Source organism: Pseudomonas sp. TNT2022 ID642, assembly GCF_028656995.1.
Classification (GTDB): Bacteria; Pseudomonadota; Gammaproteobacteria; order Pseudomonadales; family Pseudomonadaceae; genus Aquipseudomonas.
In genome coordinates this window covers 126,644-152,846 of record NZ_JAMDGW010000008.1, presented here as the reverse complement: position 1 = coordinate 152,846, position 26,203 = coordinate 126,644, and the positions used below count along the sequence as shown (strand labels likewise).

The 26,203-nt window shown below is 55.2% G+C and carries 29 protein-coding genes; 20 read left to right on the top strand and 9 right to left on the bottom strand.

Going from position 1 to position 26,203, the window contains the following annotated elements:
• Nucleotides 1-108: 108 nt before the first annotated feature.
• Together M5G26_RS10370 and umuC are read left to right on the top strand one after the other, a co-directional pair.
• Nucleotides 109-534, top strand: a complete 426-nt coding sequence (locus M5G26_RS10370; protein ID WP_273915243.1) for a LexA family protein — start codon at nucleotides 109-111, stop codon at nucleotides 532-534.
• Nucleotides 527-1,804: a translesion error-prone DNA polymerase V subunit UmuC gene (gene umuC / locus M5G26_RS10365; protein ID WP_273915242.1), complete on the top strand. Its 1,278-nt coding sequence runs from the start codon at nucleotides 527-529 to the stop codon at nucleotides 1,802-1,804. Before M5G26_RS10370 ends, umuC begins: the two co-directional genes overlap by 8 nt.
• A gap of 70 nt (nucleotides 1,805-1,874) precedes the next feature.
• Here the strand turns inward: umuC and M5G26_RS10360 are convergent, their stop codons facing one another.
• Nucleotides 1,875-2,060 carry a hypothetical protein gene (locus M5G26_RS10360; protein ID WP_273915240.1) on the bottom strand — a complete coding sequence of 62 codons (186 nt, stop codon included), beginning with the start codon at nucleotides 2,058-2,060 and terminating at the stop codon, nucleotides 1,875-1,877.
• Between the two features lie 210 nt (nucleotides 2,061-2,270).
• Here M5G26_RS10360 and M5G26_RS10355 point away from each other — a divergent pair, with 210 nt between their 5' ends.
• The 4 genes from M5G26_RS10355 to M5G26_RS29510 all read left to right on the top strand — a co-directional run bounded on the left by M5G26_RS10355 (nucleotide 2,271) and on the right by M5G26_RS29510 (nucleotide 6,218).
• The gene (locus M5G26_RS10355) at nucleotides 2,271-2,516 is read left to right on the top strand and encodes a hypothetical protein (protein ID WP_273915239.1); all 246 of its coding nucleotides are present in this window, start codon (nucleotides 2,271-2,273) and stop codon (nucleotides 2,514-2,516) included.
• A 265-nt stretch (nucleotides 2,517-2,781) separates the two neighbouring features.
• Nucleotides 2,782-3,492 carry an NYN domain-containing protein gene (locus tag M5G26_RS10350; protein WP_273915238.1) on the top strand — a complete coding sequence of 237 codons (711 nt, stop codon included), beginning with the start codon at nucleotides 2,782-2,784 and terminating at the stop codon, nucleotides 3,490-3,492.
• Nucleotide 3,493: 1 nt separating this feature from the next.
• On the top strand, nucleotides 3,494-5,779 hold the full coding sequence (locus tag M5G26_RS10345) for a pentapeptide repeat-containing protein (protein WP_273915236.1): 2,286 nt from the start codon (nucleotides 3,494-3,496) through the stop codon (nucleotides 5,777-5,779).
• 220 nt (nucleotides 5,780-5,999) lie between these two features.
• Nucleotides 6,000-6,218 carry a HEAT repeat domain-containing protein gene (locus tag M5G26_RS29510; RefSeq protein WP_443218380.1) on the top strand — a complete coding sequence of 73 codons (219 nt, stop codon included), beginning with the start codon at nucleotides 6,000-6,002 and terminating at the stop codon, nucleotides 6,216-6,218.
• 444 nt (nucleotides 6,219-6,662) lie between these two features.
• Here the strand turns inward: M5G26_RS29510 and M5G26_RS10340 are convergent, their stop codons facing one another.
• The 5 genes from M5G26_RS10340 to M5G26_RS10320 all read right to left on the bottom strand — a co-directional run bounded on the left by M5G26_RS10340 (nucleotide 6,663) and on the right by M5G26_RS10320 (nucleotide 10,510).
• Nucleotides 6,663-6,881, bottom strand: a complete 219-nt coding sequence (locus M5G26_RS10340; protein ID WP_273915235.1) for a hypothetical protein — start codon at nucleotides 6,879-6,881, stop codon at nucleotides 6,663-6,665.
• A gap of 213 nt (nucleotides 6,882-7,094) precedes the next feature.
• The gene (locus M5G26_RS10335) at nucleotides 7,095-8,501 is read right to left on the bottom strand and encodes a DUF2971 domain-containing protein (RefSeq protein ID WP_273915234.1); all 1,407 of its coding nucleotides are present in this window, start codon (nucleotides 8,499-8,501) and stop codon (nucleotides 7,095-7,097) included.
• 335 nt (nucleotides 8,502-8,836) lie between these two features.
• A complete protein-coding gene (locus tag M5G26_RS10330; protein WP_038366959.1) occupies nucleotides 8,837-9,394 on the bottom strand; it encodes a Smr/MutS family protein in 558 nt (185 codons plus the stop codon).
• Nucleotides 9,395-9,468: 74 nt separating this feature from the next.
• Nucleotides 9,469-9,789, bottom strand: coding sequence for a hypothetical protein (locus tag M5G26_RS10325; RefSeq protein ID WP_007914024.1), 321 nt, complete (start codon nucleotides 9,787-9,789; stop codon nucleotides 9,469-9,471).
• 130 nt (nucleotides 9,790-9,919) lie between these two features.
• Nucleotides 9,920-10,510 (bottom strand): cysteine hydrolase family protein, encoded by a 591-nt coding sequence (locus M5G26_RS10320; protein ID WP_007914026.1) that lies wholly within the window; start codon nucleotides 10,508-10,510, stop codon nucleotides 9,920-9,922.
• Nucleotides 10,511-10,749: 239 nt separating this feature from the next.
• On the opposite strand from M5G26_RS10320, the gene prmB reads away from it, so the two are divergent.
• On the top strand, nucleotides 10,750-11,658 hold the full coding sequence (gene prmB / locus M5G26_RS10315) for a 50S ribosomal protein L3 N(5)-glutamine methyltransferase (protein WP_273915233.1): 909 nt from the start codon (nucleotides 10,750-10,752) through the stop codon (nucleotides 11,656-11,658).
• A 57-nt stretch (nucleotides 11,659-11,715) separates the two neighbouring features.
• Here the strand turns inward: prmB and M5G26_RS10310 are convergent, their stop codons facing one another.
• Both M5G26_RS10310 and M5G26_RS10305 read right to left on the bottom strand, forming a co-directional pair.
• On the bottom strand, nucleotides 11,716-12,507 hold the full coding sequence (locus tag M5G26_RS10310; RefSeq protein WP_273915232.1) for a hypothetical protein: 792 nt from the start codon (nucleotides 12,505-12,507) through the stop codon (nucleotides 11,716-11,718).
• 99 nt (nucleotides 12,508-12,606) lie between these two features.
• A complete protein-coding gene (locus M5G26_RS10305; RefSeq protein ID WP_273915293.1) occupies nucleotides 12,607-13,560 on the bottom strand; it encodes an alpha/beta hydrolase in 954 nt (317 codons plus the stop codon).
• Nucleotides 13,561-13,690: 130 nt separating this feature from the next.
• On the opposite strand from M5G26_RS10305, the gene aroC reads away from it, so the two are divergent.
• The 5 genes from aroC (at nucleotide 13,691) to mtnC (ending at nucleotide 17,910) form a co-directional block, all read left to right on the top strand.
• The gene (gene aroC, locus M5G26_RS10300; RefSeq protein ID WP_273915231.1) at nucleotides 13,691-14,782 is read left to right on the top strand and encodes a chorismate synthase; all 1,092 of its coding nucleotides are present in this window, start codon (nucleotides 13,691-13,693) and stop codon (nucleotides 14,780-14,782) included.
• 31 nt (nucleotides 14,783-14,813) lie between these two features.
• Nucleotides 14,814-15,959 (top strand): MFS transporter, encoded by a 1,146-nt coding sequence (locus M5G26_RS10295; protein WP_273915230.1) that lies wholly within the window; start codon nucleotides 14,814-14,816, stop codon nucleotides 15,957-15,959.
• The gene (locus M5G26_RS10290) at nucleotides 15,956-16,582 is read left to right on the top strand and encodes a methylthioribulose 1-phosphate dehydratase (RefSeq protein ID WP_273915228.1); all 627 of its coding nucleotides are present in this window, start codon (nucleotides 15,956-15,958) and stop codon (nucleotides 16,580-16,582) included. Before M5G26_RS10295 ends, M5G26_RS10290 begins: the two co-directional genes overlap by 4 nt.
• Before the next feature lie 94 nt (nucleotides 16,583-16,676).
• Nucleotides 16,677-17,222, top strand: coding sequence for a 1,2-dihydroxy-3-keto-5-methylthiopentene dioxygenase (locus tag M5G26_RS10285; RefSeq protein ID WP_038366943.1), 546 nt, complete (start codon nucleotides 16,677-16,679; stop codon nucleotides 17,220-17,222).
• A 4-nt stretch (nucleotides 17,223-17,226) separates the two neighbouring features.
• The gene (mtnC, locus tag M5G26_RS10280) at nucleotides 17,227-17,910 is read left to right on the top strand and encodes an acireductone synthase (protein ID WP_273915227.1); all 684 of its coding nucleotides are present in this window, start codon (nucleotides 17,227-17,229) and stop codon (nucleotides 17,908-17,910) included.
• 190 nt (nucleotides 17,911-18,100) lie between these two features.
• Here the strand turns inward: mtnC and M5G26_RS10275 are convergent, their stop codons facing one another.
• A complete protein-coding gene (locus tag M5G26_RS10275) occupies nucleotides 18,101-18,379 on the bottom strand; it encodes a DUF3509 domain-containing protein (protein WP_008080936.1) in 279 nt (92 codons plus the stop codon).
• Nucleotides 18,380-18,769: 390 nt separating this feature from the next.
• On the opposite strand from M5G26_RS10275, the gene M5G26_RS10270 reads away from it, so the two are divergent.
• From M5G26_RS10270 to M5G26_RS10235, 8 genes are all read left to right on the top strand, one after another.
• Nucleotides 18,770-20,608: a long-chain-acyl-CoA synthetase gene (locus tag M5G26_RS10270; RefSeq protein WP_273915225.1), complete on the top strand. Its 1,839-nt coding sequence runs from the start codon at nucleotides 18,770-18,772 to the stop codon at nucleotides 20,606-20,608.
• 97 nt (nucleotides 20,609-20,705) lie between these two features.
• A complete protein-coding gene (locus M5G26_RS10265; protein ID WP_122597653.1) occupies nucleotides 20,706-21,224 on the top strand; it encodes an ankyrin repeat domain-containing protein in 519 nt (172 codons plus the stop codon).
• Between the two features lie 167 nt (nucleotides 21,225-21,391).
• The gene (locus M5G26_RS10260) at nucleotides 21,392-21,922 is read left to right on the top strand and encodes a hypothetical protein (RefSeq protein ID WP_273915224.1); all 531 of its coding nucleotides are present in this window, start codon (nucleotides 21,392-21,394) and stop codon (nucleotides 21,920-21,922) included.
• 71 nt (nucleotides 21,923-21,993) lie between these two features.
• Complete coding sequence (locus tag M5G26_RS10255) at nucleotides 21,994-22,185, top strand: PLDc N-terminal domain-containing protein (RefSeq protein ID WP_007914053.1); 192 nt, start codon at nucleotides 21,994-21,996, stop codon at nucleotides 22,183-22,185.
• A 220-nt stretch (nucleotides 22,186-22,405) separates the two neighbouring features.
• Nucleotides 22,406-23,281: a polyamine aminopropyltransferase gene (gene speE / locus M5G26_RS10250; RefSeq protein ID WP_016982904.1), complete on the top strand. Its 876-nt coding sequence runs from the start codon at nucleotides 22,406-22,408 to the stop codon at nucleotides 23,279-23,281.
• 170 nt (nucleotides 23,282-23,451) lie between these two features.
• The gene (locus M5G26_RS10245) at nucleotides 23,452-23,685 is read left to right on the top strand and encodes a hypothetical protein (protein ID WP_007914057.1); all 234 of its coding nucleotides are present in this window, start codon (nucleotides 23,452-23,454) and stop codon (nucleotides 23,683-23,685) included.
• A gap of 209 nt (nucleotides 23,686-23,894) precedes the next feature.
• On the top strand, nucleotides 23,895-24,242 hold the full coding sequence (locus M5G26_RS10240) for a ribonuclease E inhibitor RraB (protein ID WP_093441760.1): 348 nt from the start codon (nucleotides 23,895-23,897) through the stop codon (nucleotides 24,240-24,242).
• Between the two features lie 542 nt (nucleotides 24,243-24,784).
• Complete coding sequence (locus M5G26_RS10235; RefSeq protein ID WP_007914061.1) at nucleotides 24,785-26,194, top strand: circularly permuted type 2 ATP-grasp protein; 1,410 nt, start codon at nucleotides 24,785-24,787, stop codon at nucleotides 26,192-26,194.
• Nucleotides 26,195-26,203 lie beyond the last annotated feature (9 nt).

The following is a 26,203-nucleotide window of genomic DNA, read 5'->3' as shown; positions in this document are numbered from 1 at the left end:
CTTCTTTACTTCCCACCCTCCCGTCTATCCGATATTTCCTGCAGAAATTGACCGAATGCGGTTCTCAACGTTAACTGTATATTCGTACAGTATCGGAAGTCGTGCGTCATGAGCTTTTCAATCCTAGGCCCTATGGCTGTGGCCGGTCGGAAATTACCTCTTTGTCTTTTTCGGGTGCCGGCAGGTTTTCCTTCGCCGGCAGCGGATCACATCGAAACCCACATCTCGCTCGACGAAGTGCTCAACATTCGCGCCCCGCATGTTTACCTGGTGAAAATTGCCGGAGAGAGCATGCAGGGTGCGGGGATCTTTGACGGCGATTTGGCGGTAGTGGATCGCTCACTGGAGCCGGTGCACGGGCATATTGTTGTTGCGCTGCTTAACAATGATCCGCTTTGCAAGCGGCTGTGCATCCGTGGAAAAGAAGTGATCCTCTTGTCCGAAAACCCCAAGTACCCACCGCGCTACGTATTGGAAGGCGATGAGCTGGCGATTTGGGGCGTGATCATTGGTAGTGTGCGCAGTCATGTCTAGGCGGGTGCCGGTGTTCGGCCTTATCGACTGCAACAGCTTCTACGCGAGCTGCGAGCGAGTGTTCCGTCCTGACCTGGCAAAGGTCCCCATCGTTGTCTTATCGAATAACGACGGTTGCGTCATCGCCCGCAGCTACGATGCCAAGCCATACGTGAAAATGGGTGAGCCCTATTTCCAGATCAAACATAAGCTAAAGCAGCACGGCATCGTTCCGTTCTCCTCGAACTACGCGCTGTACGGTGACTTGAGTGAGCGCGTAATGACGCTGATCGAGTCAATGGTGCCCGCAGTCGAGGTATACAGCATCGACGAAGCCTTCGTCGATCTCACCGGCATCAGCGATTTGGACGGCCTAGGTCGACAGATTCGGGGTCAGGTGCTGAGGTGCGCAGGCATTCCAGTCGGCGTTGGTATTGCTCAGACCAAGACGCTGGCCAAGCTGGCCAACCATACGGCCAAACGCCTGCAAGCGCAGACGGGCGGTGTGGTCAATATTTGTGACCCAGCTAAGCGTGACTGGGTGCTGCGCAACACTGATGTCTCAGAGGTGTGGGGTGTAGGGCGTCGAATGAAAGCGCACCTGGGTACCATTGGAATCAGAAGTGCTATGGATTTGGCCAAGACTGACCCTTGGACACTGCGCAAAAACTTCAGTGTGGTGATCGAAAAAACGGCTCGCGAACTGGCGGGCACTCCCTGTCTGGAACTAGATGAACCGGATCCGCCGAAGCAGGAGATCTGCTGCAGCCGGATGTTCGGCACTCGCCTGACGGAACTGGCACCGATCAAGGAGGCGGTGGCGACGTACATGATGCGTGCCTCGGAAAAACTCAGGGCGCAAAAATCGCTGTGCAAGAAGGTGCGCGTGAGCATCCGCACCGGAATGTTCAATCCTGAGGAGGCGAAGTACGCCAATGGTGTTGTGATCGATATGCCTTACCCCACGGATGACGTCCGGCTACTGACCAAGGCCGCAGTCGATGCGCTGGACCGGATATATCGCCTTGGTTTCAAGTATAGCAAGGCGGAGGTATTGTTGATGAACCTGTGTCAGCCGGGCGAATACACGGATGATCTGTTTGCGGCTTCTCAACCGACCGAATCTACCAAGGTCATGGCCGTACTGGATCAGATCAACGAAAGATGGGGAAGAGGGACGTTGCGAGCGGCGAGCGTCCCTAGCAACCCCGAGTGGGCCATGCGGCGTGAAATGATGAGTCAGAGCTACACGACCCGCTTGGATCAATTGTGGACGATCAACTGTAGGTAGTAAGTCGTCCGCTATCAGCCAAGAACTGCCGCTCGAGAAATGCAGCTTCTGACCCATTACAGACATCGATTCACGGGCTACTGGAATAGATGAGCACAGCTATGGATGCTACGAATGGAGACAGCAGAATCAGTCCATTGACGACAACTGCCCAGCCCCAGGCAAAACCACTCTCACCCTTGAAGTGGCCGCCACTCAGCAAACCCAGCACAAAAGCACCAATGCGATGAGCTATCAAATCGGTAACGAAATCCATTGCGCCTTTCTCCTTGTCGGTTTCCCCGGGAATGTCAGAACGTCCGCTTCTGGCAGAAAGCGATCGCTGGCTGGCTCTTAATGCGTCAAAGCCCCGGTCCACAAAGATTACGACGACCATCATCGATCGATTTAACAAATTGCCTTTTCCCGACCTCAACCTGAAATTTCGCAGTGCTATGCTTCCAGCCTTCCGAGTGGAGTCGAATGTATGACCAGTGAATACTCCCTCACCGTAGTCATAGACAAAATATACGAATATCAGCTTGCCCTTGAAGCTGCTCTGATGGAATTGGTGCACCTAACACAGCAGCAGAGGCACGAGATTGCTGGGGAGAATGCATGCGATGCTCTGAAGCGAATTGGAGAAGATTCCAGCCTCATTAAACAAGGTTTAGCGCACCTGAGGACGATTCATAAGGAAAAGGCGGTCAGGCGAAAGCCTACATTTTCCTGACTTAGGTTTTGGCGGAGGGTTTAATGACTGGGGAAAATCAGTGGCTCTCGCTACGCGAATATTTGTACGGATCACCTGTCGTGCTAGCATCGAACGCAATGCTCGGCAGCATGGAGGCGAGAAGGCTAATGACGAACCAAAAAAATCACGTACAAATGTCTAACTCGATGAATTTGACACTTTCGTCGATATCGTTGTTTTCAAAAAAAACCACACGACATTCAAGTAACAGCCAAAATAAAACTCTGGCACAGAAGCCATCAACATGAAGATGGCGATTTGTATAGACTACGATAATCTTCATAAGCCACAAAAAGCCGCTGGAATAATGTCGGTTATATCCAGTGCACTTATCAAAATGCCAGAAATATTTAAAACCCCCTTTGGCACATGCGAAGTTAGACTGTACGGCGGATGGTTTGAGGGCGAAGACTTAACCAAGCTATCACAAGATATCTACGTTAACATTGAGCGTGACTTTCCCGCAATCTTAAATCTGCCTACCGCAGATGGAACGTGCAGAATTAGTGTTACTGTGGAGCTCGCATACTCCCTACTTGAAGATCCCAGCCATCACTTATTCAATACCTATCGAAAAAAAGGTAAGCCAAATAATTTAAGAGTTGAAAAGCAAGCAAACTTAGGTTGCTCAACACCCACATGCCCGCTACCTATGGCTCGAAAATTATTAGAAAAAGGTTTCTGTCCAACTGATGGATGCGCCCACTCAGACAAATATATAGTGTACCGGCATGAGCAAAAACTCGTGGATACGATGCTCACATGCGACCTAATATATCTTGCCGCACAAAGTTACGACTATTTAATCATCATAAGTGCTGATGACGACTTCTTACCTCCAATAAGAACTTTGTTATTACGCGGCTCCAAGGTCGTCAGGGTGCACCCAAGGCTTAATATCGGAAGCCAGCCTGTAACCGTTGCTGGACGAAAACTAATTGAGATAGGTCTTTAACATGCAGATCGACACATTCAAATCAATTATCTCGACTTTTGCTGACCCTGGCGTAGATATTATTTACGACAGACAACGTGTCATGTTCTCAATTAATGGCAGCGTGATTGATGCGGCCATTTCATCGAGAAGCGGCGATATCTATATTGATGAAGGAACCGGTTTTGTTCACGCAAGCAAGTGGATCATTACGCGATTAGCAAATTTGCCACTATTGGCGAGTAGAATTAACGAACAGATTCCAATCCAAGAAAATTTTGTTGCTCCTGCGGCCGATATTTTGCCTTCTCTTAATGCCAGTCCTGATGAAAGCAAAACTAAAGTAGAAAACGCGCTCACTGAAATTCTTTCAACCCTAAGTGACAGATCGCCACTAGAAACGACAGTTCTATATTTAACAAGTGATGCAGGCGAAGGGAAAACCTCACTAATAAATAAAGCCGCACGTGAGCAGGCAAAGAAATTCAGCTCCGGAGATTCAGATTGGTTGCTCGTTCCAATTATTTTGGGTGGGAGACATTTTCTACGCTTCGACGACATTACGGTTGGCGCACTGCAAAACAAATATCGCTTCCCATTCCTTTACTACAACTCTTTCCTAGCTCTTGTGCGAATGGGCGTGATTGTTCCAGCATTTGATGGCTTCGAAGAGATGTTTGTTGAAAATAGTTCTGGTGAAGCACTCTCTGCAATGGGAATTTTGGTCAGTGCATTACAATCTACTGGCGCAGTAGTTATTGCCGCGAGAAAAGCTTATTTTGAGTTTGAAAATTTACGATCACAAGAAAAGCTGTATGACACCATAAGCCAGTTTGATGTCGGCTTTTCAAAGCTTGAAATTAACAGATGGAGCAAAAAGCAATTTCTAGAATACTGCGTCAATAGAAAAATTTCGGACGGCGAAACTATTTACAACCGAGTAGCTGAGCGTTTAGGGCCCAATCACTCGCTATTAACACGCCCAGTCTTGGTAACAAGACTTTTAGATATCGCAGGAAGAAGCGACTCATTAGAAAGCTTTATTGAGCGAATTCAATCTTCAGGTTCAGATTTCTTTTCCGTTTTTGTACGTGGAATCATTGAAAGAGAAGCAACGGAGAAATGGATTGATCGCTCTGGAGACATGGGCTCCAACTTGCTTACGGTTGATGAGCATTGTGAGTTGCTGTCATTAATTGCTATTGGAATGTGGGAGTCTCGTACGGAGCACCTCAAGAAAGATCATTTGGAGATGATTGCTGAATACTTCTGTGAAAGCAAACGTAAGACTGCGCTTCAATCACAGCAGGTTGTTGATCGAATCAGAGGCCACGCGCTTTTGATTTCATCACCTGATACAACTGCTGCAGTTCAGTTCGACCATGATGAGTTCAGACAATTTTTCCTAGGTGACGGGCTAGCTGCCGCTGTAGCTCCAATGGACAAATCAGCAGTAGCTGAAACGTTCGGCATTCTACGGCGCGGGATACTTCCGGAACATACGCAGCTGTCTTTTATCAGAGCTGTGAAACGAAGAGATGAAACAGAATTATCAAATCTTGCAGCGGCTAATTTTATCGCTAAAGTCAGCGCTCTCGATGGACAAGCCTCATATACAAAAGAGAACTGCGGCAACCTCATCGTCCGACTTCTAAGCGAATTGGATGCCGAAGGAACCATGTTTGAGGAGATCGTATTTGGGATTGATTGCTTGCGCGACTGCAAATTGGCGGGAGTTTCATTCAAGAACTGCCACTTTTCGCAAGGCAGCTATGAGGCAACAATGATCAGAAGCTGCTCGTTTGAAAACTGCACTTTTGGTCAAATCCGCTTTCACCCATCAACGGTATTCGACAATAATCATTTCGAAAACTGCACCGTGGACTCAATTCGAATTGAAAGCACAGGCGTTGAGATCTGGGAGCCAAACGCAATCAACATGTTCCTAGCCACATTAGGCACAACATTTGAAACCCCTATTGATGTCGACCTCGAAATACTGCCGCCCGAGGTTGATGAAAACTTAGTAAATATCGAAAAGCTACTTCGCTATTTTATGCGCAGTACTCACATCAGTGAATCCGTCATTAAAATTAAACTCGGTGACAGAGGACAGTCATTCATTGATTACTCCTTGCCTGACCTCTTAAGCCGAGGAATTGTTGTTGAAATTGACAATAGAGGTTCAGGACAGCAAAGAAGATTTAAGTTAGGGAAGCAGCTGCAACAATTGAATGGAAAGCTTTCTGAAGCGAAGGGCTCATACACTGCATTCCTTCAAAGCTATGAAAGTTCAAGAGACGATTAACCTGTGCGGGCGGAGGTAGGGGAAGTAGTGAAATATGGCCTCTACCTCTGGCTACAAAACCTTACGAATTTCAGCGGATTAGGCCTAGTAAAACGTTGCAATGCGCTCATCGTCATTTTGAGTCTGCACTAGAAGGGGGTCAGGGAAGTTGGTGGCCATCACTGTCTCGCTCCGCGCTAAGCTGTCAGCACCATAAAATTAAACGTCCAAAGGAGAACCCATGGTGAGTAATGAAGTAGTCAAGGTGTTGGCAAACTTGCTGCACGATGAGAGCGAGTATGAAGACCTTCGCGTAGCTGCAGCTGAAGGTCTTGGGTATGGAGGTTTCAGCGGCGCTAGAGACGCTCTGCTACAAGTTGTCCAAGACTCTAGCGAGGGCCTAACAATACGTGCGGCGGCTATCCGCGCCTTGGGCCGCACACTACACACTGCCAAATAGTCTTGAGACTCGGCGCCGCATTACTGACGTGCAAGCTGTAGACATCAAGATGAAGAAGCCGCCTTGATAGGCGGCTTCTTTCATCGCTGGGGATCGATGACTAAAGCATGCTCGCCTTCAGCTTCGCTGGTCTTAACCTGCTTCCGTTGCATCTATTGTGAATGCTGCCGCATCTATTGGACTCGGCGTTGGCCCTAGCACGTGCGTATGAGCAGTAAGCTGTGTATTCAGCTGCTGTAGCAAAATCTAGCGTGTCGCATTCCACTTTAAAGAGGATCACACCTCTGAAACCGATCCAGCTCTTCGGCGCGTGCAAACGCTGAGTGGCGCGAGCCACGCTTTTACGCAGCCTACACAAATCTTTTGCCGCAATGTCTACTATTGGCTGAAAGCTGCCGCTCATGGAATGTTGCTTTTGGCCGATTGCTGCCTGCAAAGGCGATATTAGGATTGCCGTATCCGCAAAATCGCATCTGTGATCGCTTTTGCATTTGTGTCTAAGGTCTCCATAGCCGCCACAGCGTTATCTGCAACCACTGCCACGCCACTGGCTGAAAGCCAAACGGCGACCTCCTCGATTGCTGCCGCCAGTGCATGCTGGTTGTGCAGGAGCAATGTCAGGGCGTCAGCAGTAGCGATATTAGAAGCTGAGTTATTTGGCATGCGATCCATCCTGGCAATGAGGGGTTCGCAAAGCCTAGCTCATGCGGCCGCAGCAGAGAGGCTTGGATACCGTATGCTTAAAAATTGCTACGCCGCGCAGATGATTTGAGACTTTAGCCAATCAGTTTGGGGGGAAGGCGGGCTACTGCACCCAATCCATCATTGGATGGGAGTCCTAGGTCAGTGATCATCGAAAATCTGCTTCCAGTCAGGTCACATGGGCCTAATCGGTATATCGATACTGTGATGACTAATCTTATTTGTAGAGGGGTTATACCTTGCCTGGTAGAAGTTAAATTCCTTCCGTTCGTGCTTTAAGCATAGCGATCTGATAATGGAAATGATTTTGAGCTTTGCTTGCGTTGGGGTCTTTATTCCGAAAATTAATCCATTCAGACACTTGAAGTCGTACCTGCATTTTCTAGCTGCTGCATTTGAAATGTCGAAAGCTGACGGATGTAGGATGGCTCGATATTCTTTTTCATACTCCCAGTCCTTAAGTTTAGTCGTGTTTGCCTCTATAACGCCGTCCCAATATGATTGGCGCCATTGTAAACTGCCCACGCCCGCACCGCATGTGCTTTTGTTGCCATTGCCATCGGTATACCAAAATTTATTTAAAGTTGGAACTGGTAGGCTGCCTAGGGAATTGAAAAAATCGATTTGTGCAAAACTTCTTTCATAATCCACTTTGTGAAGTTCTAACGGTACAAGGCCGGTTATTAATCCGTCTCGATCTTCACCTACAGGGATTTCAAGGTTGATCGTGGGTCGGTTTCGGTCTGATGAGTTGGCTTGATAAATTAAACACACTCCCGTGTGATTAGATCCATATGACCCCCAAACTGATGAGTTGGTACAATCTGCCATAAAGCAAGCTGTATACCACTTTGGGTGTATTAGTTCTTCGAGAGCAATGCTGAAATACTCTGGAAATTCCACCATTAAAAAGAACCATCTCTGTTGTTGCTTGTTTTGCATGTGTTCTATTTTTGCGGCGAGTTTAAATCCCAACGCCTTTTCATAAAGAGTTTCTGCAAATGTATATTTTGTGCTGGCTTTGATCGCGGCCGCAGTGTGGCCGCAAGTCGTGAGGTCGTCAGCTAATCGCTCTACAATATCTGAGGTCTTGAAAGGTGAAAGTCGCAATGATTCAAGTTCTGAAAAAATGCTATGCACCATTATTCGATGGAGTACATTTAAATGGAAGGTTAGTTCTTGTAATCGAATTTTTCGGAAGTCTGATATTGCGCTTATGTAGTCGGTGACTTGGTGGTGGCGATATGCTCTTAGTTGTGCAGCCCGAACTATATCGGCGACTGTGTTTGGTAGGGAGTCGGAATGATTTCTGATTAGAATAGATGGGTTGAATGGGGCTGGCGAAGTTAAGGAGGTCAGGTGTTCGAATATATGTTGTAATAGGCAGGTTATGTAGTGGTTGATAAGATTGGTCCATGCGATAGAGTCACCTGCCCAGTAGATATCCTTATATCCCTCAAGAGGATCATTTAGTTGGGAGGGGTGTGAAAAGAAAATCTCCAGCTTTTCAAGCTCTCCATGGCGTTCATCTTTACCCAATAACCGGTCCAAACTCCGAAATCTGTAAAATAGATCGTCCATGGCGGACCCTCTTCGTTGCCTTTGAACCGGCATATTGGGATTTGTTATAGCCTAAAAAAGCCCCACACGGTTGCAACCGATGCGGGGCTTTAGTGACGGGGCGCAGATCATAAAGATCTCGTACCAAATCTCGTACCACTGTCCGTGTTTTCTAGTGAAGCGAATGGTTCATATCTACGTTAAGGCGCTGATTTCATTGACCCTTATCACTTAGTAATCCCCCCTGAACATGGCGGTGTAATTCTGTTCCAGGGACATGAAACTACCTGTGGGGATTTTCGCAAAGGGCAAGGGTACGGTGGCGGACACAACCCTGCAAGTTCGGTGTAACGCGATTATTCGTCGCGGCCTTCCATCATGGTGCGTTTGAGCATCACGTAAACCGCGCCGGCGCCGCCGTGTTTGGCCTGACACGAGCAGAAACCCAGCACTTGGGCATGCTGGCGCAACCAGGTGTTGACGTGGCTTTTGATCATCGGCCGCTTGCCGTCCAGGCGCACAGCCTTGCCGTGGGTGACGCGCACGCAGCGGATTTCGAATTTGGTCGCTTCGGCGAGAAATGCCCAGAGAGTTTCGCGGGCCTTTTCCACGCTCATTCCGTGCAGGTCGAGGCTGCCTTCGAACGGAATCTGGCCGACCTTGAGCTTGCGCATCTGACTTTCCTGCACGCCGTCACGGGACCACATCAACTCGTCTTCCGGGCCGACATCAATCACAAACTGATCGGACAGGCCATCAACGGTAGCGGTGTCGGTGCGTACGGTGGCGGACTGGCGCAGCTTGGCGATCTGTGCGCGGTCAGCCTTGGGTTTGCCGGTGTCGGCGCGGTCGTGCTTGATCGGCTTGACGCCTTGGATCGCACTTTTGAACAGGGAAAAATCGTCGTCTTGCATGTCAGCCTCCGCGAAGGGCGGCCAGTTTACCCAAGTCGAAACAAAACGGCCCGGCAAAAAGCCAGGCCGGTGATTCAGTCGTGTTTTTTCATCAGGTGCGGGGACATGTTCAATTCCCGCGATTGCCGTGCGCGACGGCGGCAGCGCCGCCACAGGGCGACACCGAAATACAGAAACAACAAACCGACCGCCAGAATGATTGCCGAGCCCATCGGCGTAGCGTTCAAGTCACCGAGCGCCGGCGGGCGCCCGAGCAGGCTGGCCGCCCCGGCCATCGCCAGCAGCACGCCGAACGTTGCCAGAATGGCTGCGATCGCTGCGCCGAATCGAAAACGCCAGTTGCTTTGGCCTTTGGGCCGCAAGCGGCGTGCGTCAAATCCATCGGATAACTTCATTCCGACCTTCCTCAATGGGTATCGGCCCTTCGACCGGGAGTTGACCGGGTTGTTCCTGAGGCTATGGCATTTGCGGCAAATGAGAGGACTTTGCGGATGAGCGGCGCCGTGAGCCGCTCATCAGAGCAGATCAGATCAGGTCTTGAGTCAACGCGAGCGTGGCGAAATTGTCCGCCATGATCGCCATTTCGGCTTCCTGCACCACCGCGGCGCTGAGCACGCGGCCCTTGAATGGCAGATCGCGGGTGGCGCAGGCGTCTTCCACCAGCGTGCAGCGGAAACCCAGATTCTTCGCCGCACGCACAGTGGTGCTGACGCTGGAATGACTCATGAAGCCGCAGACAATCAAGTCCAGCGAGCCAAGGTTTTGCAGGCGATCGAGTAATTCGGTGCCATGGAAGGCGCTCGGCAGCAGTTTGCCGATAATGGTTTCGTCACCTTGTGGCTCAAGGCCAGGGATGAATTCGCCGCGTTCGCCCTGCGGGTCGAACAGGCCACCGACGGTACCGAGATGACGCACGTGCACGATCGGCCGACCGGCTGCACGGGCTGCGGCAACCACTTGTTTGATGTTCGCGACGGCCGCGTCCATGCCGCTCAGGGCCAGCGGGCCACTGAGATATTCTTTCTGGGCATCGATGATGACCACGGTGGCATGGCTCAGTGTGGCCGCTGCGTAACCGCGACCGCTGAGTTGAAACATCGTTTTTGGAACGGACATTCTGGGGCTCCTTGGGGTGGGGCTTTTGCGACATTGTCCTCTGGCGGAGCGGTTCTGTGAATCGCTACCATCGTAGGCACCGTCGTTATTGGCCTGCAGCCTTGTCAAGTTACACGTTCTGTTCAATAGCCGATGCAAAAAACAGAAAACTCCTACCGTCGACGCGATGTTTTTCCTGCGTCGTCGTTACGCGTTTTGGCTGCTAGAATCGCCAGTCGTTTTTTCTGGAGTTCTGCGCCGTGATCACTTCCCGCCTTCGTACCCTGCGTGACCATATCCGTTGGGCCGTCAGCCGCTTCCATGGGGAGGATCTGTTTTTCGGCCATGGCACCGACAATGCCTGGGACGAAGCCCGACAACTCGTACTCGGCGCGTTGCACCTGCCGTGGGAAATCGCCGACAGCTACCTCGATTGCGCGCTGGAAGACGACGAGTTGGTTAACCTGCAACGCCTGCTCAAGCGCCGTATCGAAGAACGCATTCCCACCGCTTACCTGTTGGGTGAAGCCTGGTTCTGCGGCATGTCGTTCATTGTTGACGAGCGCGTGTTGATTCCGCGTTCACCGATTGGCGAACTGATCGAAAACCACTTCGCCCCGTGGATAGGCACCGAACCTGCGCGGATTCTCGACCTCTGCACCGGTTCCGGTTGCATCGGTATCGCCTGCGCCTACGAGTTCCAGAACGCCGAAGTGGTGCTGGCCGATTTGTCCTTCGAGGCGCTGGAAGTGGCCAACCAGAACATCGAGCGGCATGGCGTCGATGAACGTGTGTACACCGTGCAGGGCGATGGTTTCGATGGGTTGCCGGGTCAGCGTTTCGACCTGATCGTGTCGAACCCGCCTTACGTGGATGCGGAAGATTTCGCTGACATGCCGGACGAATATCAGCATGAACCGGAACTGGGTCTGGCCTGCGGCGATGATGGGCTGAACCTGGTTCGACGCATGCTCGCCGAAGCGGCGGATCACCTGACCGAGAAGGGTTTGCTGATTGTCGAAGTGGGCAACAGCCAGGTGCACGTTGACGCGCTGTACCCGGAAGTCGATTTCGCCTGGCTGGAATTCGAGCGCGGCGGGCATGGCGTGTTCATGCTGACAGCGCAGCAGTGCCGCGATCATCAGGCGCTTTTCGCTTCCCGCGTCTAAAGGCAAAAGGCAAAAGATCGTCCGATCGCGGCCCGAGCCTTCGGACGATCTTTTGATCTACCGGTGCGTGGCAATCCAGATCAACAATCCCGCCTGAAACACCGCAAACGCCACCAGACACGTGATGGTGAAACGCAAACCAGCATCTTCACGCTTGAACTTGCTGACCTTCTCGTCCTGCTTCTTCAGCTTCACTTCCTGCTCGGCCAGATTCTGCTCGGCCTGCTGAAGCATCTGCGCCGCTTCAAGAATTTCGACGATCTGCAGCTTTTCGCTGTTCCAATCGCCGAGCAAATCGCCAACCTGCACTTCCTTGACGCTGCCCTTCAAATGCTGGGCATCGGCGTACACCACATCAAAACCGTGCACGCGCAAAAAGTGATCGCGACGCAGACGCGTGTCTTCGTTCAGCGCGTCCTTGTTGTTCAAGTCCATGCCGTCGACGGTGTAGGCGGGCCAGCGTTTTTTCGCCCAGTTGATGCCTTGTGCGGCCATGAAACGGCCGATGCCACGGTTCAACGGTTCGATCTGCAAACCGCTGTCCGGGCCGAAACTCACCCGCTTGGTGGTGTGATCGACCCACACATCGAGATGATTCTGCTCTTTGCGAACGCGTTGACTCGGCAGCTTGATTGCCATGCGCATCAGACTTTTTTCTTTGCTGTTGCGCTCGGCGTAACCGAATTCGACGAAGCGCAACGGCCGCCCGCCGGTGTTGCGGTCGGTTTGCAGCGGGGCCAGGCGGAGCATCTTGTGGTGCTCGACGTGGACATCCGCCCACGGCAGCTCGGCCGCTGGCGGTGCGTCTTTTTCAGCGGTGGTGTCGGGTGAAGTCTGGGTATCAGTCATAACGGCGAGATCCTGTCCAAGCCCTGCTTGTCGCCAGCTGTTGCGCTGGCGACAAAGGCTTATCGGCCGTTTCTGTCAGGACTAGAGGGCAAACAACGGTTAACGGGTGCGAAGTCCGTCAATAAACTCGATGATCTGGCTGCCCAGTTCTGCCGCCAACGGCAAATTCGGATCCTTGTAAGACGCCAATTGCCGCTTCATATCGTTGTGAACGATGCGCATGACGTGGTTCATGCCGTCGATCACCGCGAGTTCGGCGTCGGGTTTGGCGGCCTTTAGCGCTTGCGCATCGCCAACGCCGACCTGCATGTCGTTGCTGCCCTGAACGATCAGTGCCGGCATCTGCAATTGCGCGAAGGCTTTCGCCGGGTCCTGACGGAACAGCGAAATCAGATACGGCTGCACGCTCGGGCGGAAAATCACCTGCAACGGTTGCGGCACATTGTCATCGGTATGGCCAGCCTTGAGGCTGTCGAGCAGTTCGTTACTGCGTAGCATCAGCGGCGGCGGCAGGCTGCGGGCCAGTTGCTCGCGGATCACCTGATCGACCGGACGGGCGCTGCCGGACAGGGAAATCACCGCTGCGGCATCGACTTTCGGCGCAGCGAGGCTGGCAATCAGCGCGCCTTCACTGTGGCCGAGCAGGATCAATTTGCCGAAACGCGGGTCAGCCTTGAGCTTCTGCCCCCACGCCACCGCGTCCGCCGCATAGGCCTCCACCGACAAATTGCGCTCATCCGGCGTCGCCGCCAGGCTCGCCGCAACACCGCGCTTGTCGTAACGCACGCTGGCGATGTTGTGTTTGGCCAGCACCCAGGCCAGACGCTTGAGGCTGTCGTTGCGCCCGCCGTCGGGGTTGTTTCCGTCGCGATCCGTAGGACCCGAGCCAGAAATGATCAGGACAACCGGCACCGGACTGTCGGATTTTGGCAGCAACAGCGAGCCGAAAAGCTCGCCGGTGCCGGTATCCAAATTTACCGGGCGTTGTAGGACCGTCGCTTGGGCAAAGCCCGTAAAGAGGGTAAGACTCAAGATCAAAACTCGCAGCATCATCACGCCATCATTCGCCAAGGTGCCGGTTGGACTCGCCAGCACCACTAAGGTTCGAGGATGAACTACTCGGTTAGCCTGCGTATACTGGCGCGCATCACGAATTTGGGTTTGATTTCACGGAGCGTCCTGCATGTCCGGCAATACCTACGGCAAGTTGTTCACTGTCACCACCGCTGGCGAAAGCCATGGTCCGGCGTTGGTCGCCATTGTCGACGGCTGCCCGCCGGGCCTGGAGATCTCCCTCGAAGACCTGCAGCGCGACCTCGATCGCCGCAAGCCCGGCACCAGCCGCCACACCACCCAGCGTCAGGAAGCCGACGAAGTCGAAATCCTCTCCGGCGTGTTCGAAGGGCGCACCACCGGTTGCTCGATCGGCCTGCTGATCCGCAACACCGACCAGAAATCCAAGGACTACTCGGCCATCAAGGATCTGTTCCGCCCGGCCCACGCCGACTACACCTACCACCACAAATACGGCGAGCGCGACTACCGTGGCGGTGGCCGCAGTTCGGCGCGCGAAACCGCGATGCGCGTGGCCGCGGGTGCGATCGCCAAGAAATACCTGGCCAGCCAAGGCATCGTCATTCGTGGCTACATGAGCCAGCTCGGCCCGATCGAAATCCCGTTCAAGACCTGGGATTCGGTGGAAGAGAACGCGTTCTTCAGCCCGGACCCGGACAAAGTGCCGGAGCTGGAAGCCTACATGGACCAGTTGCGCCGCGATCAGGACTCGGTCGGGGCGAAGATCACTGTCGTTGCCGAAGGGGTGATGCCAGGCCTGGGCGAGCCGATTTTCGATCGTCTCGACGCTGAACTGGCCCACGCGCTGATGAGCATCAACGCAGTGAAAGGTGTGGAAATCGGCGCCGGATTCGCTTCGGTTGCCCAGCGCGGCACCGAACACCGCGATGAAATGACCCCGGAAGGTTTCCTCAGCAATAACGCTGGCGGCATCCTCGGTGGTATCTCGTCCGGTCAGCCGATCGTTGCCCATCTGGCGTTGAAGCCAACGTCGAGCATCACCACCCCGGGCCGTTCGATCGACATCCACGGCAACCCGGTCGACGTGATTACCAAGGGCCGTCACGATCCGTGCGTCGGCATCCGCGCCACGCCGATTGCCGAAGCGATGATGGCCATTGTGCTGATGGATCACCTGCTGCGTCACCGTGGCCAGAACGCCGATGTGCGCGTGAGCACCCCGGTGCTGAGTCAGCTTTGATGGCGGGCCCTGAAGCCGTCGCGGCATAACCGTGGCGGCGCTCCCTTACTGGCGGCTGTCCAGTTTCTATCTGTTCTATTTCGCCTTGCTCGGTTCGACAGCGCCGTTTCTGGCGCTGTACTTCGATCACCTCGGCTTCAGTCCGGCGCGGATCGGTGAACTGGTCGCCATCCCGATGCTGATGCGCTGCGTGGCGCCGAACATCTGGGGCTGGCTCGGTGATTACACCGGCAAACGCCTGGCCATCGTGCGCTTTGGCGCGGTGTGTACGCTGCTGACGTTTTCGCTGATTTTCGTCAGCAAAACCTACGCCTGGCTGGCGATGGTCATGGCGCTGCACGCATTCTTCTGGCATGCGGTGTTGCCGCAGTTCGAAGTCATCACCCTGGCGCATTTGCAAGGGCAGACCTCGCGTTACAGTCAGATTCGCCTGTGGGGTTCGATCGGTTTCATCATTACCGTGGTCGTACTGGGCCGGTTGTTCGAATGGCTGAGCCTCGATATCTACCCGGCGGCGCTGGTGCTGATCATGGCCGGCATCGTCCTCAGCAGTCTGTGGGTGCCAAACGCGCAACCGCCGCAAGGCAATCGGCCGAGCGGTGAAGGATTCCTCAAACAACTGCGCAACCCCGGTGTGCTGGCGTTTTACGGCTGCGTGGCGCTGATGCAGATGAGCCACGGCCCGTATTACACCTTTCTGACCTTGCACCTGGAACGACTCGGCTACACACGCGGCACGATCGGCATGCTCTGGGCCGTGGGTGTGGTCGCTGAAGTGCTGATGTTCATGGCGATGAGCCGGATTCTTGCGCGGTTTTCCCTGCGCCGCGTATTGATGGCGAGTTTTCTGCTGGCGGCGCTGCGCTGGTTGCTGCTAGGTTCGTTCGCCGAGTTCCTGTGGGTGCTGTTGTTCGCGCAGGTTCTGCATGCGGCGACCTTCGGCAGTTTTCACGCCGCTGCCATCGCCTTCGTGCAACGTAGCTTCGGCGCCCGCCAGCAAGGGCAGGGCCAGGCGCTGTACGCGGCGCTGGCCGGCACCGGCGGTGCGCTCGGCGCGTTGTATTCCGGTTACAGCTGGAGTGCCCTCGGCGCAACATTGACCTTTAGTATTGCCAGTCTCGCAGCGCTCGCTGCTGCCGTTATCATTGCCACACGTATGCAAGAGGACAGGCCATGAGCCTTACGCGTGAACAACTCGCCCAGCAAATCGTCGACGCCGGGCGTTTTCTGTATGGTCGCGGCTGGTCGCCGGCCACCAGCAGCAACTACTCGACGCGCCTGTCGCCGAGCGAAGCGCTGCTGACCGTGTCGGGCAAGCACAAAGGCCAGTTGGGTCTGGACGATGTGCTCGCCACCGATCTGTCGGGCAACAGCCTGGAGCCAGGCAAAAAACCGTCCGCCGAAACCCTGCTGCACACCCAGCTGTATAGCTGGCGGCCGGAGATCGGCGCAGTGCTGCACACCCATTCGGTGAACGCCACGGTGCTGTCGCGCCTGACCCCGCAAGACTTCATAGAGTTCGAAGACTACGAATTGCAGAAAGCTTTCAGCGGCGTTTCGACCCACGAATCCCGGGTGCGCGTGCCGATTTTCGACAACGATCAGGACATTGCGCGCCTCGCCGCCAAGGTGCAGCCTTGGCTCGACGCCCATCCCGATTGCGTTGGCTATCTGATTCGTGGCCACGGCCTCTACACCTGGGGCGCGCAGATGAACGACGCGCTGCGGCAGATCGAGGCCTTTGAATTTCTGTTTGAATGCGAGTTGAAAACCCGCAGCGTCATGAACCGCCAAGGCTGACTTCACCGGAAGTAGCCCATTTGCCTGATGAAATGCTGTGCCCGACCGGTCTGCAAGAACCGGACGGCAAGGCCGATACCGAGGAATTGCCCCAATGAGCAGCCTGTCCGTCTATCACGTCACAAGCCCTGACATTCCGAACAAGGTGCTGACCCACTTCGAAGACATCGCCTCGACCCTGGCCGAGCAGGGCGTGCGCTTCGACCGTTGGCAAGCCGCCGCAAAGATTCAGCCCGGCGCTACCCAGGAAGAAGTGATCAGCGCCTATAAAGAGCAGATCGACAAGTTGATGACCGAGCGCGGTTACATCACCGTCGACGTCATCAGCCTGAACAGCGATCACCCGCAAAAAGCCGAACTGCGCGCCAAGTTCCTCGAAGAACATCGCCATGGCGAAGACGAAGTCAGATTTTTCGTCGCCGGCCGTGGGTTGTTTACTCTGCACATCGACGATTACGTCTACGCCGTACTCTGTGAGAAGAACGATCTGATCTCGGTACCGGCCGGCACCAAGCACTGGTTCGACATGGGCGAGCATCCGCACTTCGTGGCTATTCGTCTGTTCAACAACCCGGAAGGCTGGGTTGCCAATTTCACCGGCGAAGACATCGCCGGCCGCTTCCCGCGTCTGGAGGACTGATTCGATGTCGATCAAAGCCATTGTTACGGACATCGAAGGCACCACCAGCGCGGTGAGTTTCGTGTTTGACGTGCTATTTCCGTATGCCGCTAAACACCTGCCGGATTTCGTTCGGCAGAACGCCGAACGTGCTGATGTCGCCGAGCAACTCGACGCCGTGCGCCGTGACAGCAATGCGCCGCAGGCCGATGTTGAACGGGTTGTCGAGATTCTCTTGAGCTGGATCGAAGAAGATCGCAAAGCCACGCCGCTTAAAGCTTTGCAGGGCATGGTCTGGGCCCAGGGTTATCACGCCGGGCAGTTGAAGGGGCATGTTTACCCGGATGCCGTTGAAGCGCTAAAACGCTGGCATGCGGCGGGTTATCAACTGTTTGTGTACTCGTCGGGTTCGATTCAGGCGCAGAAGCTGATTTTCGGTTGCTCGGAGGCGGGGGATCTGACGCCGCTGTTCAGTGGTTATTTCGACACCACGTCGGGACCCAAGCGTGAGGCGCAGTCCTACACCAATATTCAGCAAGCCATCGGCGTTGAACCGCAGGAGATTCTCTTCCTTTCGGACATCGTTGAAGAGCTGGATGCTGCGCAATCTGCCGGCCTGCAAACCTGCGGCCTGGCCCGTGAAGGCGGGGAACTGGGCAGCCACATCACCGTCGACACCTTCACCGGCATAGAACCCGAAGCTTTCTAACCCACACAATCCCTGTAGGAGCTGCGGAACGCTGCGATCTTTTGATCCTGATCTTCAAAAACAAGATCAAAAGATCGCAGCGTTCCGCAGCTCCTACAAAGAGTTAGAGATCGCAGTAAAGATCGCGCACAAAAAAACAGGCCGTGAAGCGAAAGCTCCACGGCCTGTTTTGTTTAAAGCGCTTTGGAAATTACAGCGAATGATAGGTCGGCAGGGCAAAACGCTGCTGACTCTGCAGCATCGCAATCTGCGGCAGCTCACTGGCTTGTTCAGCCAAGTCACGACGAATCGCACTGATCGCCCACGATAGTTGATCGCCGGCATGCAGTTGTTGATAAGTCAGTGCGCGTTTAAACACTTTGCCATCGCTGCTGCGCAGGGTCAGCAGGATCCCGCCATCGGGACGTGGCGCAGTGGTGACGTCGAAGTTGGAGAACAGGGAGGTAAATTTTTCTTGGATCAGGCTCATGTCTTTCAGCTCCGTATGCACTTGAATGGCAAGCATGCAGAGGAGGTTGCAGCGATTGTGCCAGCATTTGAAAATAATAAATTCCTTGTAAATCAATGACTTAAAAAATATGAAAATTCCAGGCGTCGTGCAAACTGCATGAATGGCCATCGTGCATCCTGCATTTTGCGGGATCGTTGTCCAATTCACGGAACCAATCGCCAACCCGGTGATCACCACAGCCGCCGGCCGATCCGCGGATACAAAACATTGCAAAAACCGCGTGTACAGCGTGAGAAGCGCTGACGTATTTTCGATCTCGACCCGCGCTCGCACGCGTCGGTTGCATCAAGTCAAAGCCCGAAAAATAAAAACATCGACCTGCACGCCAAGGTCGAACGGGGAGCTTCCATGAGTCACGCGCCAAGCGACACGATTACCTGGGGCATGATGCTCCGCAAACTGCCGATGATTGCCAAAGCTATCCCACGGGTGGTCAAGGGCATGAAGGTGGCCAATGTCACGGATCCGACCCAAAGCTGTGGCCTTGGCTGGACGTTCGAGCAAGCGACGCTGCGCAATCCAGACGGGCCGGCCTTGTTGCAGGGCGATGTATCGCTGACCTATTCGCAGGTCAATCAGTGGGCCAACCGCATTGCCCACTATCTGCATGCGCAGGGCATCGGCAAGGGTGACGTGGTCGCGGTGTTTATCGAAAACCGCCCGGAATTGCTGGTGACCATACTGGCGCTGGCCAAAGTCGGCGCGGTCAGCGCGCTGCTCAACACCTCACAAACCCGCGACACACTGATCCACAGCGTGAATCTGGTAGCGCCGGTGGCGATTGTGGTGGGCGAAGAACTGCTTCCGGCGTATTCGGCGATTCGCGACCAAGTGGCGATTACCACGCCGCGCACCTGGTTTGTCGCCGATCGGGACACCTACAGCCATCCGGGCATTGCGCCCGACGGCTACGTCAACCTGATCAGCGCCAGTGCCGACGCTGCCAGTGAGAATCCGCCGAGCAGCCAGCAGATCTTTTTCGACGATCCCTGTTTCTATATTTACACCTCGGGCACCACGGGCCTGCCGAAAGCCGGAGTGTTTAAACATGGGCGCTGGATGCGCAGCTCCGCCAGTTTCGGCATGATCGCCCTCAACATGAGCCCCGACGACGTCGTCTACTGCACCTTGCCGCTGTACCACGCCACCGGTCTTTGCGTGTGCTGGGGTTCTGCGGTCAACGGTGCTTCGGGTTTCGCGATCCGGCGCAAGTTCAGCGCCAGTCAGTTCTGGAACGATGTGCGCCGCTATCGCGCGACCACCATCGGCTACGTCGGCGAGTTGTGCCGTTACCTGGTCGATCAACCGGCCAGCGCCGATGACAGCCGTCACGATGTGCGCAAGATGATCGGCAACGGCTTGCGCCCCGGCGCCTGGGCCGAGTTCAAGACACGCTTCGCTGTCGATCACATTTGTGAACTGTATGCGGCGAGTGACGGCAACATCGGTTTTACCAACATTCTCAACTTCGACAACACCATCGGTTTTTCGCTGATGGCTTGGGAGTTGGTGGCCTACGACCATGACAGCGGTGAGCCGCTGCGCAGTGCCGACGGCTTCATGCGCAAGGTCGGCAAAGGCGCGCAGGGCCTGTTGCTGGCGCGAATCGACGAGAAGGCGCCGCTGGACGGCTATACCGATCCGCAGAAAACCGCCAAGGTCGTGCTGCACGACGTGTTTACCAAGGGTGACCGTTTTTTCAACACCGGTGATCTGCTACGCAACATCGGTTTCGGCCACGCACAATTTGTTGATCGCCTCGGTGACACCTATCGCTGGAAGGGCGAAAACGTCTCGACCACGGAGGTCGAAAACCTGTTGCTGCAACATCCGCACATTTCCGAGGCGGTGGCCTATGGCGTGGAGATCCGCAACACCAACGGCCGCGCCGGTATGGCGGCAATTACCCCGGCGGAATCCCTCGCAACGCTGGATTTCGCCGAGCTGCTGAGCTTTGCCCGGGAACGCATGCCAGCCTATGCCGTGCCGTTGTTTCTGCGAGTGAAGGTCAAGATGGAGACCACCGGCACCTTCAAATACCAGAAAACCCGTCTGAAGAATGAAGGTTTCGATCCCGGCCAGACGGGTGATGACCCGATCTACGCATGGCTGCCCGGCACGCAGACTTACGTTCGGGTGACTGACCAGGTGTTGGCGGAAATTCATCAGGGTAAGCATCGTTATTGAATCTGGCTATGAGCTGACTTGAGAAAAAGGGGGTGACAGCCACCGTCTCGCTCGGGAAACTGTCGGCTTTCCGATTGACCGAAAGTGGAGTTGCCCCATGTCCGACCAAAGCCGCCAGATGACCCCTGAGGAAGCTGCCGAATTCACCGAGCAGGTTTTCAACAAGGCGCGCGACGGTGATGCCGAGATGCTCGATCGCCTGGTCACCGCCGGTTTGCCGGTGAACCTGAAGAACAGTAAGGGCGACACGTTGTTGATGCTGGCCAGTTATTACGGCCACGTCGATGCGGTGAACGTGCTGCTTAAACACAAAGCCGATCCGGAAATGCGCAATGGCAACGGCCAGAGTCCGATTGCCGGCGCGGCGTTCAAAGGTGATTTGGCAGTGGTCAAGGCGCTGGTCGAGGCGGGTGCCGAGATCGAAGGCTCGTCGTTTGATGGTCGTACGGCGCTGATGATGGCGGCGATGTTTAACCGTGTTGAAATCGTCGATTACCTGATCAGTAAAGGCGCCAACGCGCAGGCCAAGGATGCCAATGGCGTGACGGCGCTCGACGCTGCGCGGACGATGGGCGCGGTTGATACCACTGCGCAGCTGGAAAAATTGTTGGGTTGATAAGATCAGAAGATCGCAGCCTGCGGCAGCTCCTACACTGATTGCGTTTGTGGCCCGTTTTGCGGTCGAACGCTGAACTTGCAGGAGCTGCCGCAGGCTGCGATCTTTTGCTTTGTGCGCTATCCTCCGCGCCCTGAAATTTCACCTTCGCCACAGGATCCGCCCTCATGAAAGCCGCACTCGTCGAACTCATCAGCAAAATCAGCTCCGGCTGCATGGGCGAGGACGAGATCGTGAAAGTCGCCGATGAAGCGGCACAGGCCTACGCCGATGCCGATGCTTTTCTGGCAGCCAACCTCGACATCAACTACGACGACACCTTCCCGATCCCCTTGGGCGAGTGGGTCGTAGTCGGCAGTCTGCCGGAAACCGTGCTGTTCCAGGCTGACACCTACGTTGACCTGTTCGCGCAGATCGTTGCCTCCTTTGGCCCGGGCGTTGATTTCAACCTCAAACCCAAGCAACTGGCCAAGACCGAAGCACTGGTCGCGCTCAACCGCATCCAGGTGCAGATGAGCAGCATGAACAAGGAAAACGGCGGCTACACGCTGATGAACTTCAGCCAGTTGCTCGACGACGAACTGCAAATGGTGCTGGTCTACGGCAACGACGTGCCACGGGTACTGGAGTTGTGCGCCGAAGTCGGCATCGCCGCCGCGCCATCGCTTGAAGCCCTGAAGATCGCTGTTCACGTCTGAACGCAATAAAAGGGAACCCTGCGCGCGACCGTCTATCCTAAAAGTGCATGCCACTATTCTGGAGCGACACCATGGGTTCCACGTTCAACGGTCTGATCGGCCTGATCATCCTTGCCCTCGACATCTGGGCCATCATCAACGTGTTGAAAAGCGGCGCGACCACCGGGATGAAAATCGTCTGGGTGCTGCTGATCATCCTCCTGCCGGTACTGGGCCTGATCATCTGGGCGATTGCCGGACCGCGCGGCAACGTGCGGATCTGAATCACCTAACACCGCGATACCCCTGTAGGAGCTGCCGAAGGCTGCGATCTTTTGATGTTGATTGTAAAAAACAAGATAAAAAGATCGCAGCCTTCGGCAGCTCCTACAGGGATTGTGGTTGTGAGGTTCGACCTGTCATCTTCGGCAACGTAGAATGCGCGCCTTTCCCGGGCAATCGTCCACACGATTGACGCCCGCGCATTCATCGGAGCACTTGACCATGACCGTTACCAAAACCAGCGAGTACCTGGAAACCCTCTACGAAGGCTACGGCCAGCGTTTTCGCATGGAAAAACTGTTGCACGAAGTGCGCACCGAACACCAGCATCTGGTGATCTTCCAGAACCCGCGCATGGGCCGTGTCATGGCACTGGACGGCGTGATCCAGACCACCGAAGCCGACGAATTCATCTACCACGAAATGCTCACTCACGTGCCGATCCTCGCCCACGGCAGCGCCAAGCGCGTGTTGATCATCGGCGGTGGTGACGGCGGCATGCTCCGCGAAGTGACCAAACACGCCGGCGTCGAGCACATCACCATGGTCGAGATCGACGGCACCGTGGTCGACATGTGCAAAGAGTTTCTGCCGAACCACTCGAGCGGCGCCTACGACGATCCACGCCTGAACCTGGTGATCGACGACGGCATGCGTTTCGTCGCCACCACCACGGAAAAATTCGACGTGATCATCTCCGACTCGACCGACCCGATCGGCCCGGGCGAAGTGCTGTTCTCGGAGAACTTCTACCAGGCCTGCCATCGCTGCCTGAACGAGGGCGGCATCCTCGTGACCCAGAACGGCACGCCGTTCATGCAGATCGACGAAGTGAAAACCACGGCTGGTCGCCTGAACAGCCTGTTCCCGGACTGGCACTTCTATCAGGCCGCGGTGCCGACTTACATCGGCGGCTCGATGACCTTTGCCTGGGGTTCGACCAACCCGGCCTACCGCAAGCTGAGCCGTGAAACCCTGCAACAGCGCTTCATCGGCAGCGGCATCGTCACCCGTTACTACAACCCGGAAATCCACATCGGCGCGTTCGCCTTGCCACAGTACGTGCTGCAGGCGATCAACAAGCCAAGCAACGACTAAAGAACACTGCAACTCCCCTGTGGGAGCCGGTTCGCTCCCACATTTGTTTGCTCCACACGATAGATGTCGTTTTTTTCATCTTTGTCCGCTGTAATCCTTTTGAACCAACTTTCGGCGCACCAGTCGATTTAGGTGTAAGCCCATTTGCGGGTTTGATCGAGGAGGCACCGATGCAAAAGTGGAAAGTCACTTTCGTGGACGATCATGGTGAAATTGTCGATGAGGTGTTCGAGCGCGCGGAATGCCCCAGTGATGATGAGGCCGCTCGATTGATCAAGGCACGGCTTCTGCCCGTCGCCGCCGAACTGGACCTGAACGATCTGGAAGGGCGCACCGCCGATGCTGGCGTGAAAAGCCTGAAAACCCAGAACAGCATCGAAATCCGCAGCATCACCCCAATCTGAAATTCTTCTTGTCACCTTCAGCACCAGGCCTTGGCAGCAGCTCTATCTTGGGGCTACTCTGCAAGCGAGATCAGCGAACGGATCGCTAAGGTCTGGTCTTGTCAGCTACATGCTTGTTCCCGCGTGCAACCACGTTGCCGTAGTACTTTGGCCAGAGGCCCGGGGCGGGAATACGGAAAGTCTATCCATCTATGCGAGGGGGACGATTCATGAGCACAGCCTATCAAGAAGACATCAGCAGCAATGTTCTGCGCCGCATGAAAGAAGGCGGTTTCGATTTTTCCCGATTCCATCCCATCGAGTTCTACGCCATTTTCCCGGACGAGGAGCGGGCGCGCAGGGCGGCAGGCAAATTTCGCGGTGAATCCATCAATGCCCAGGTCAGCCTGCGGGATGATGGCGCATGGGCGTTGGAATTGAGCAAGGTGATGTACGCGACATATGACGATATCGGTGACTTCGAGCAGGGCTTTTCCGCCGTGGTCGAACCGCTGGGTGGCATCATCGAGGGTTGGGGCGTAAAGCAGGAGGTGCGCAACCGCCACCGTTTGAACTGATCTCAGGTTATTTGATTACCAACGGCTGACCTCTGGGTTGGCCGTTGCCATTTTTAAAGATCAAAAGATCGCAGCCTTCGGCAGCTCCTACACCGATCACCTGTAGGAGCTGCCGGAGGCTGCGATCTTTTGCTTTTGCTTTCAAAACATTTCCAAAAGGCAAAAAAAAGCCACCGGAGAGGGTGGCTAAAAGGGAAGACCGATAAGGAGAGGAAACCGGTCAGGGTTGCAGCGGGGCGGGCCGCCGAGGCGATCCCGATCAGTTGAGCTGGCCGCTTCATGGCGCCGGGCCTGTGAAGTTTTGCAGCGAATGCGCGGATTATCCGCAGGCAGCGACGGGCAGTGAAATCAACTCTGACTATGCTGGTGATAGGCGATGCAGTGCGTCGCAATGAAGCGGGGGCAATCAGGTTGGGGCATTTGCCGCACAGGAATGGTGCGGCGTCTGTGGCGTGAATATCCAACCGATTGAAATCAAAGCGTTTATGCCGATGGCACGGGCCTTGCGAAGGCCTGTATGTCCGGGTGACAAGGAGTACGGCATGATCCGCACCTATTTTGATGAGATGTACGATGCCGGCGGCCAGGTTCGCCCGCATTATCGGGAGTTCGCCCGCTGGTTGGCCGACACGCCTGACGAGCTGCTGGCCCAACGGCGACGCGAGGCTGACTTGCTGTTCCATCGAGCCGGGATCACTTTCACGCTCTATGGGGACGAGCAGGGCACCGAGCGCCTGATTCCTTTCGACACCATTCCGCGCAGCATCCCCGCCAGCGAATGGCGGATCGTCGAGCGCGGCTGTATCCAGCGGGTCAAGGCGCTGAACATGTTCCTCGCCGACCTCTATCACGAGCAGCGCATCATCAAGGCCGGGATCATTCCCGCCGAGCAAGTGCTGGCCAACGAGCAATACCAGTTGGCGATGCAAGGCCTGGATCTGCACCGCGATATCTATTCGCATATCTCCGGCGTCGATCTGGTGCGCGATGGCGACGGCACCTATTACGTGCTCGAAGACAACCTGCGCACACCGAGCGGCGTGAGCTACATGCTCGAAGACCGCAAGATGATGATGCGCCTGTTCCCGGAGCTGTTCGCCGCCCAGCGCATTGCGCCGATCGATCACTACCCGAACCTGTTGCTAGATACCCTGAAAAGCTCAAGTCCGATCGACGACCCAAGCGTGGTCGTGCTGACGCCGGGGCGCTTCAACAGCGCGTTCTTCGAGCACGCGTTTCTCGCGCGGGAAATGGGCGTTGAACTGGTCGAGGGTGCGGATCTGTTCGTGCGTGACGACAAGGTCTTCATGCGCACCACCGACGGCCCGAAAGCGGTGGACGTGATTTACCGCCGCCTCGACGACGCGTTCCTCGATCCATTGGCGTTCAACCCGGACTCGATGCTTGGTGTACCGGGGCTGCTGTCGTCTTATCGCTCGGGCAATGTGGTGCTGGCCAACGCCATTGGCACCGGCGTGGCAGACGACAAATCGGTGTATCCGTTTGTTACCGACATGATCCGTTTCTACCTCGACGAAGAGCCCATTCTGAAGAACGTGCCGACCTGGCAATGCCGCAACCCGTCTGAACTTTCCCATGTGTTGGCCAATCTTCCGGATCTGGTGGTCAAGGAAACCCAGGGCTCCGGCGGTTACGGGATGTTGGTGGGACCGGCGTCGACGAAGGCGGAAATCGATGCCTTCCGCGAACGGATCAAAGCCAAGCCGCACGCGTACATTGCGCAACCGACGCTGTCGTTGTCGACCTGTCCGACCTTTGTCGAAAACGGCATCGCGCCGCGCCATATCGACTTGCGTCCATTTGTCTTGTCCGGGCGCGAAACCCGCGTGGTGCCCGGTGGTTTGACCCGCGTCGCGTTGCGCGAAGGCTCCTTGGTGGTGAATTCCTCCCAGGGTGGCGGAACCAAGGACACCTGGGTGGTCGAGGATTGAAGGAAGCTT

Coding starts and splice junctions, on each gene's coding strand:
- M5G26_RS10370 (WP_273915243.1), top strand. CDS start 109: ATGAGCTTTTCAATCCTAGGCCCTATGGCTGTGGCCGGTCGGAAATTA.
- umuC (WP_273915242.1), top strand. CDS start 527: ATGTCTAGGCGGGTGCCGGTGTTCGGCCTTATCGACTGCAACAGCTTC.
- M5G26_RS10360 (WP_273915240.1), bottom strand. CDS start 2,060: ATGGATTTCGTTACCGATTTGATAGCTCATCGCATTGGTGCTTTTGTG.
- M5G26_RS10355 (WP_273915239.1), top strand. CDS start 2,271: ATGACCAGTGAATACTCCCTCACCGTAGTCATAGACAAAATATACGAA.
- M5G26_RS10350 (WP_273915238.1), top strand. CDS start 2,782: ATGAAGATGGCGATTTGTATAGACTACGATAATCTTCATAAGCCACAA.
- M5G26_RS10345 (WP_273915236.1), top strand. CDS start 3,494: ATGCAGATCGACACATTCAAATCAATTATCTCGACTTTTGCTGACCCT.
- M5G26_RS29510 (WP_443218380.1), top strand. CDS start 6,000: ATGGTGAGTAATGAAGTAGTCAAGGTGTTGGCAAACTTGCTGCACGAT.
- M5G26_RS10340 (WP_273915235.1), bottom strand. CDS start 6,881: ATGCCAAATAACTCAGCTTCTAATATCGCTACTGCTGACGCCCTGACA.
- M5G26_RS10335 (WP_273915234.1), bottom strand. CDS start 8,501: ATGGACGATCTATTTTACAGATTTCGGAGTTTGGACCGGTTATTGGGT.
- M5G26_RS10330 (WP_038366959.1), bottom strand. CDS start 9,394: ATGCAAGACGACGATTTTTCCCTGTTCAAAAGTGCGATCCAAGGCGTC.
- M5G26_RS10325 (WP_007914024.1), bottom strand. CDS start 9,789: ATGAAGTTATCCGATGGATTTGACGCACGCCGCTTGCGGCCCAAAGGC.
- M5G26_RS10320 (WP_007914026.1), bottom strand. CDS start 10,510: ATGTCCGTTCCAAAAACGATGTTTCAACTCAGCGGTCGCGGTTACGCA.
- M5G26_RS10310 (WP_273915232.1), bottom strand. CDS start 12,507: ATGACTGATACCCAGACTTCACCCGACACCACCGCTGAAAAAGACGCA.
- M5G26_RS10305 (WP_273915293.1), bottom strand. CDS start 13,560: ATGATGCTGCGAGTTTTGATCTTGAGTCTTACCCTCTTTACGGGCTTT.
- aroC (WP_273915231.1), top strand. CDS start 13,691: ATGTCCGGCAATACCTACGGCAAGTTGTTCACTGTCACCACCGCTGGC.
- M5G26_RS10290 (WP_273915228.1), top strand. CDS start 15,956: ATGAGCCTTACGCGTGAACAACTCGCCCAGCAAATCGTCGACGCCGGG.
- M5G26_RS10285 (WP_038366943.1), top strand. CDS start 16,677: ATGAGCAGCCTGTCCGTCTATCACGTCACAAGCCCTGACATTCCGAAC.
- mtnC (WP_273915227.1), top strand. CDS start 17,227: ATGTCGATCAAAGCCATTGTTACGGACATCGAAGGCACCACCAGCGCG.
- M5G26_RS10275 (WP_008080936.1), bottom strand. CDS start 18,379: ATGAGCCTGATCCAAGAAAAATTTACCTCCCTGTTCTCCAACTTCGAC.
- M5G26_RS10270 (WP_273915225.1), top strand. CDS start 18,770: ATGAGTCACGCGCCAAGCGACACGATTACCTGGGGCATGATGCTCCGC.
- M5G26_RS10265 (WP_122597653.1), top strand. CDS start 20,706: ATGTCCGACCAAAGCCGCCAGATGACCCCTGAGGAAGCTGCCGAATTC.
- M5G26_RS10260 (WP_273915224.1), top strand. CDS start 21,392: ATGAAAGCCGCACTCGTCGAACTCATCAGCAAAATCAGCTCCGGCTGC.
- M5G26_RS10255 (WP_007914053.1), top strand. CDS start 21,994: ATGGGTTCCACGTTCAACGGTCTGATCGGCCTGATCATCCTTGCCCTC.
- speE (WP_016982904.1), top strand. CDS start 22,406: ATGACCGTTACCAAAACCAGCGAGTACCTGGAAACCCTCTACGAAGGC.
- M5G26_RS10245 (WP_007914057.1), top strand. CDS start 23,452: ATGCAAAAGTGGAAAGTCACTTTCGTGGACGATCATGGTGAAATTGTC.
- M5G26_RS10240 (WP_093441760.1), top strand. CDS start 23,895: ATGAGCACAGCCTATCAAGAAGACATCAGCAGCAATGTTCTGCGCCGC.
- M5G26_RS10235 (WP_007914061.1), top strand. CDS start 24,785: ATGATCCGCACCTATTTTGATGAGATGTACGATGCCGGCGGCCAGGTT.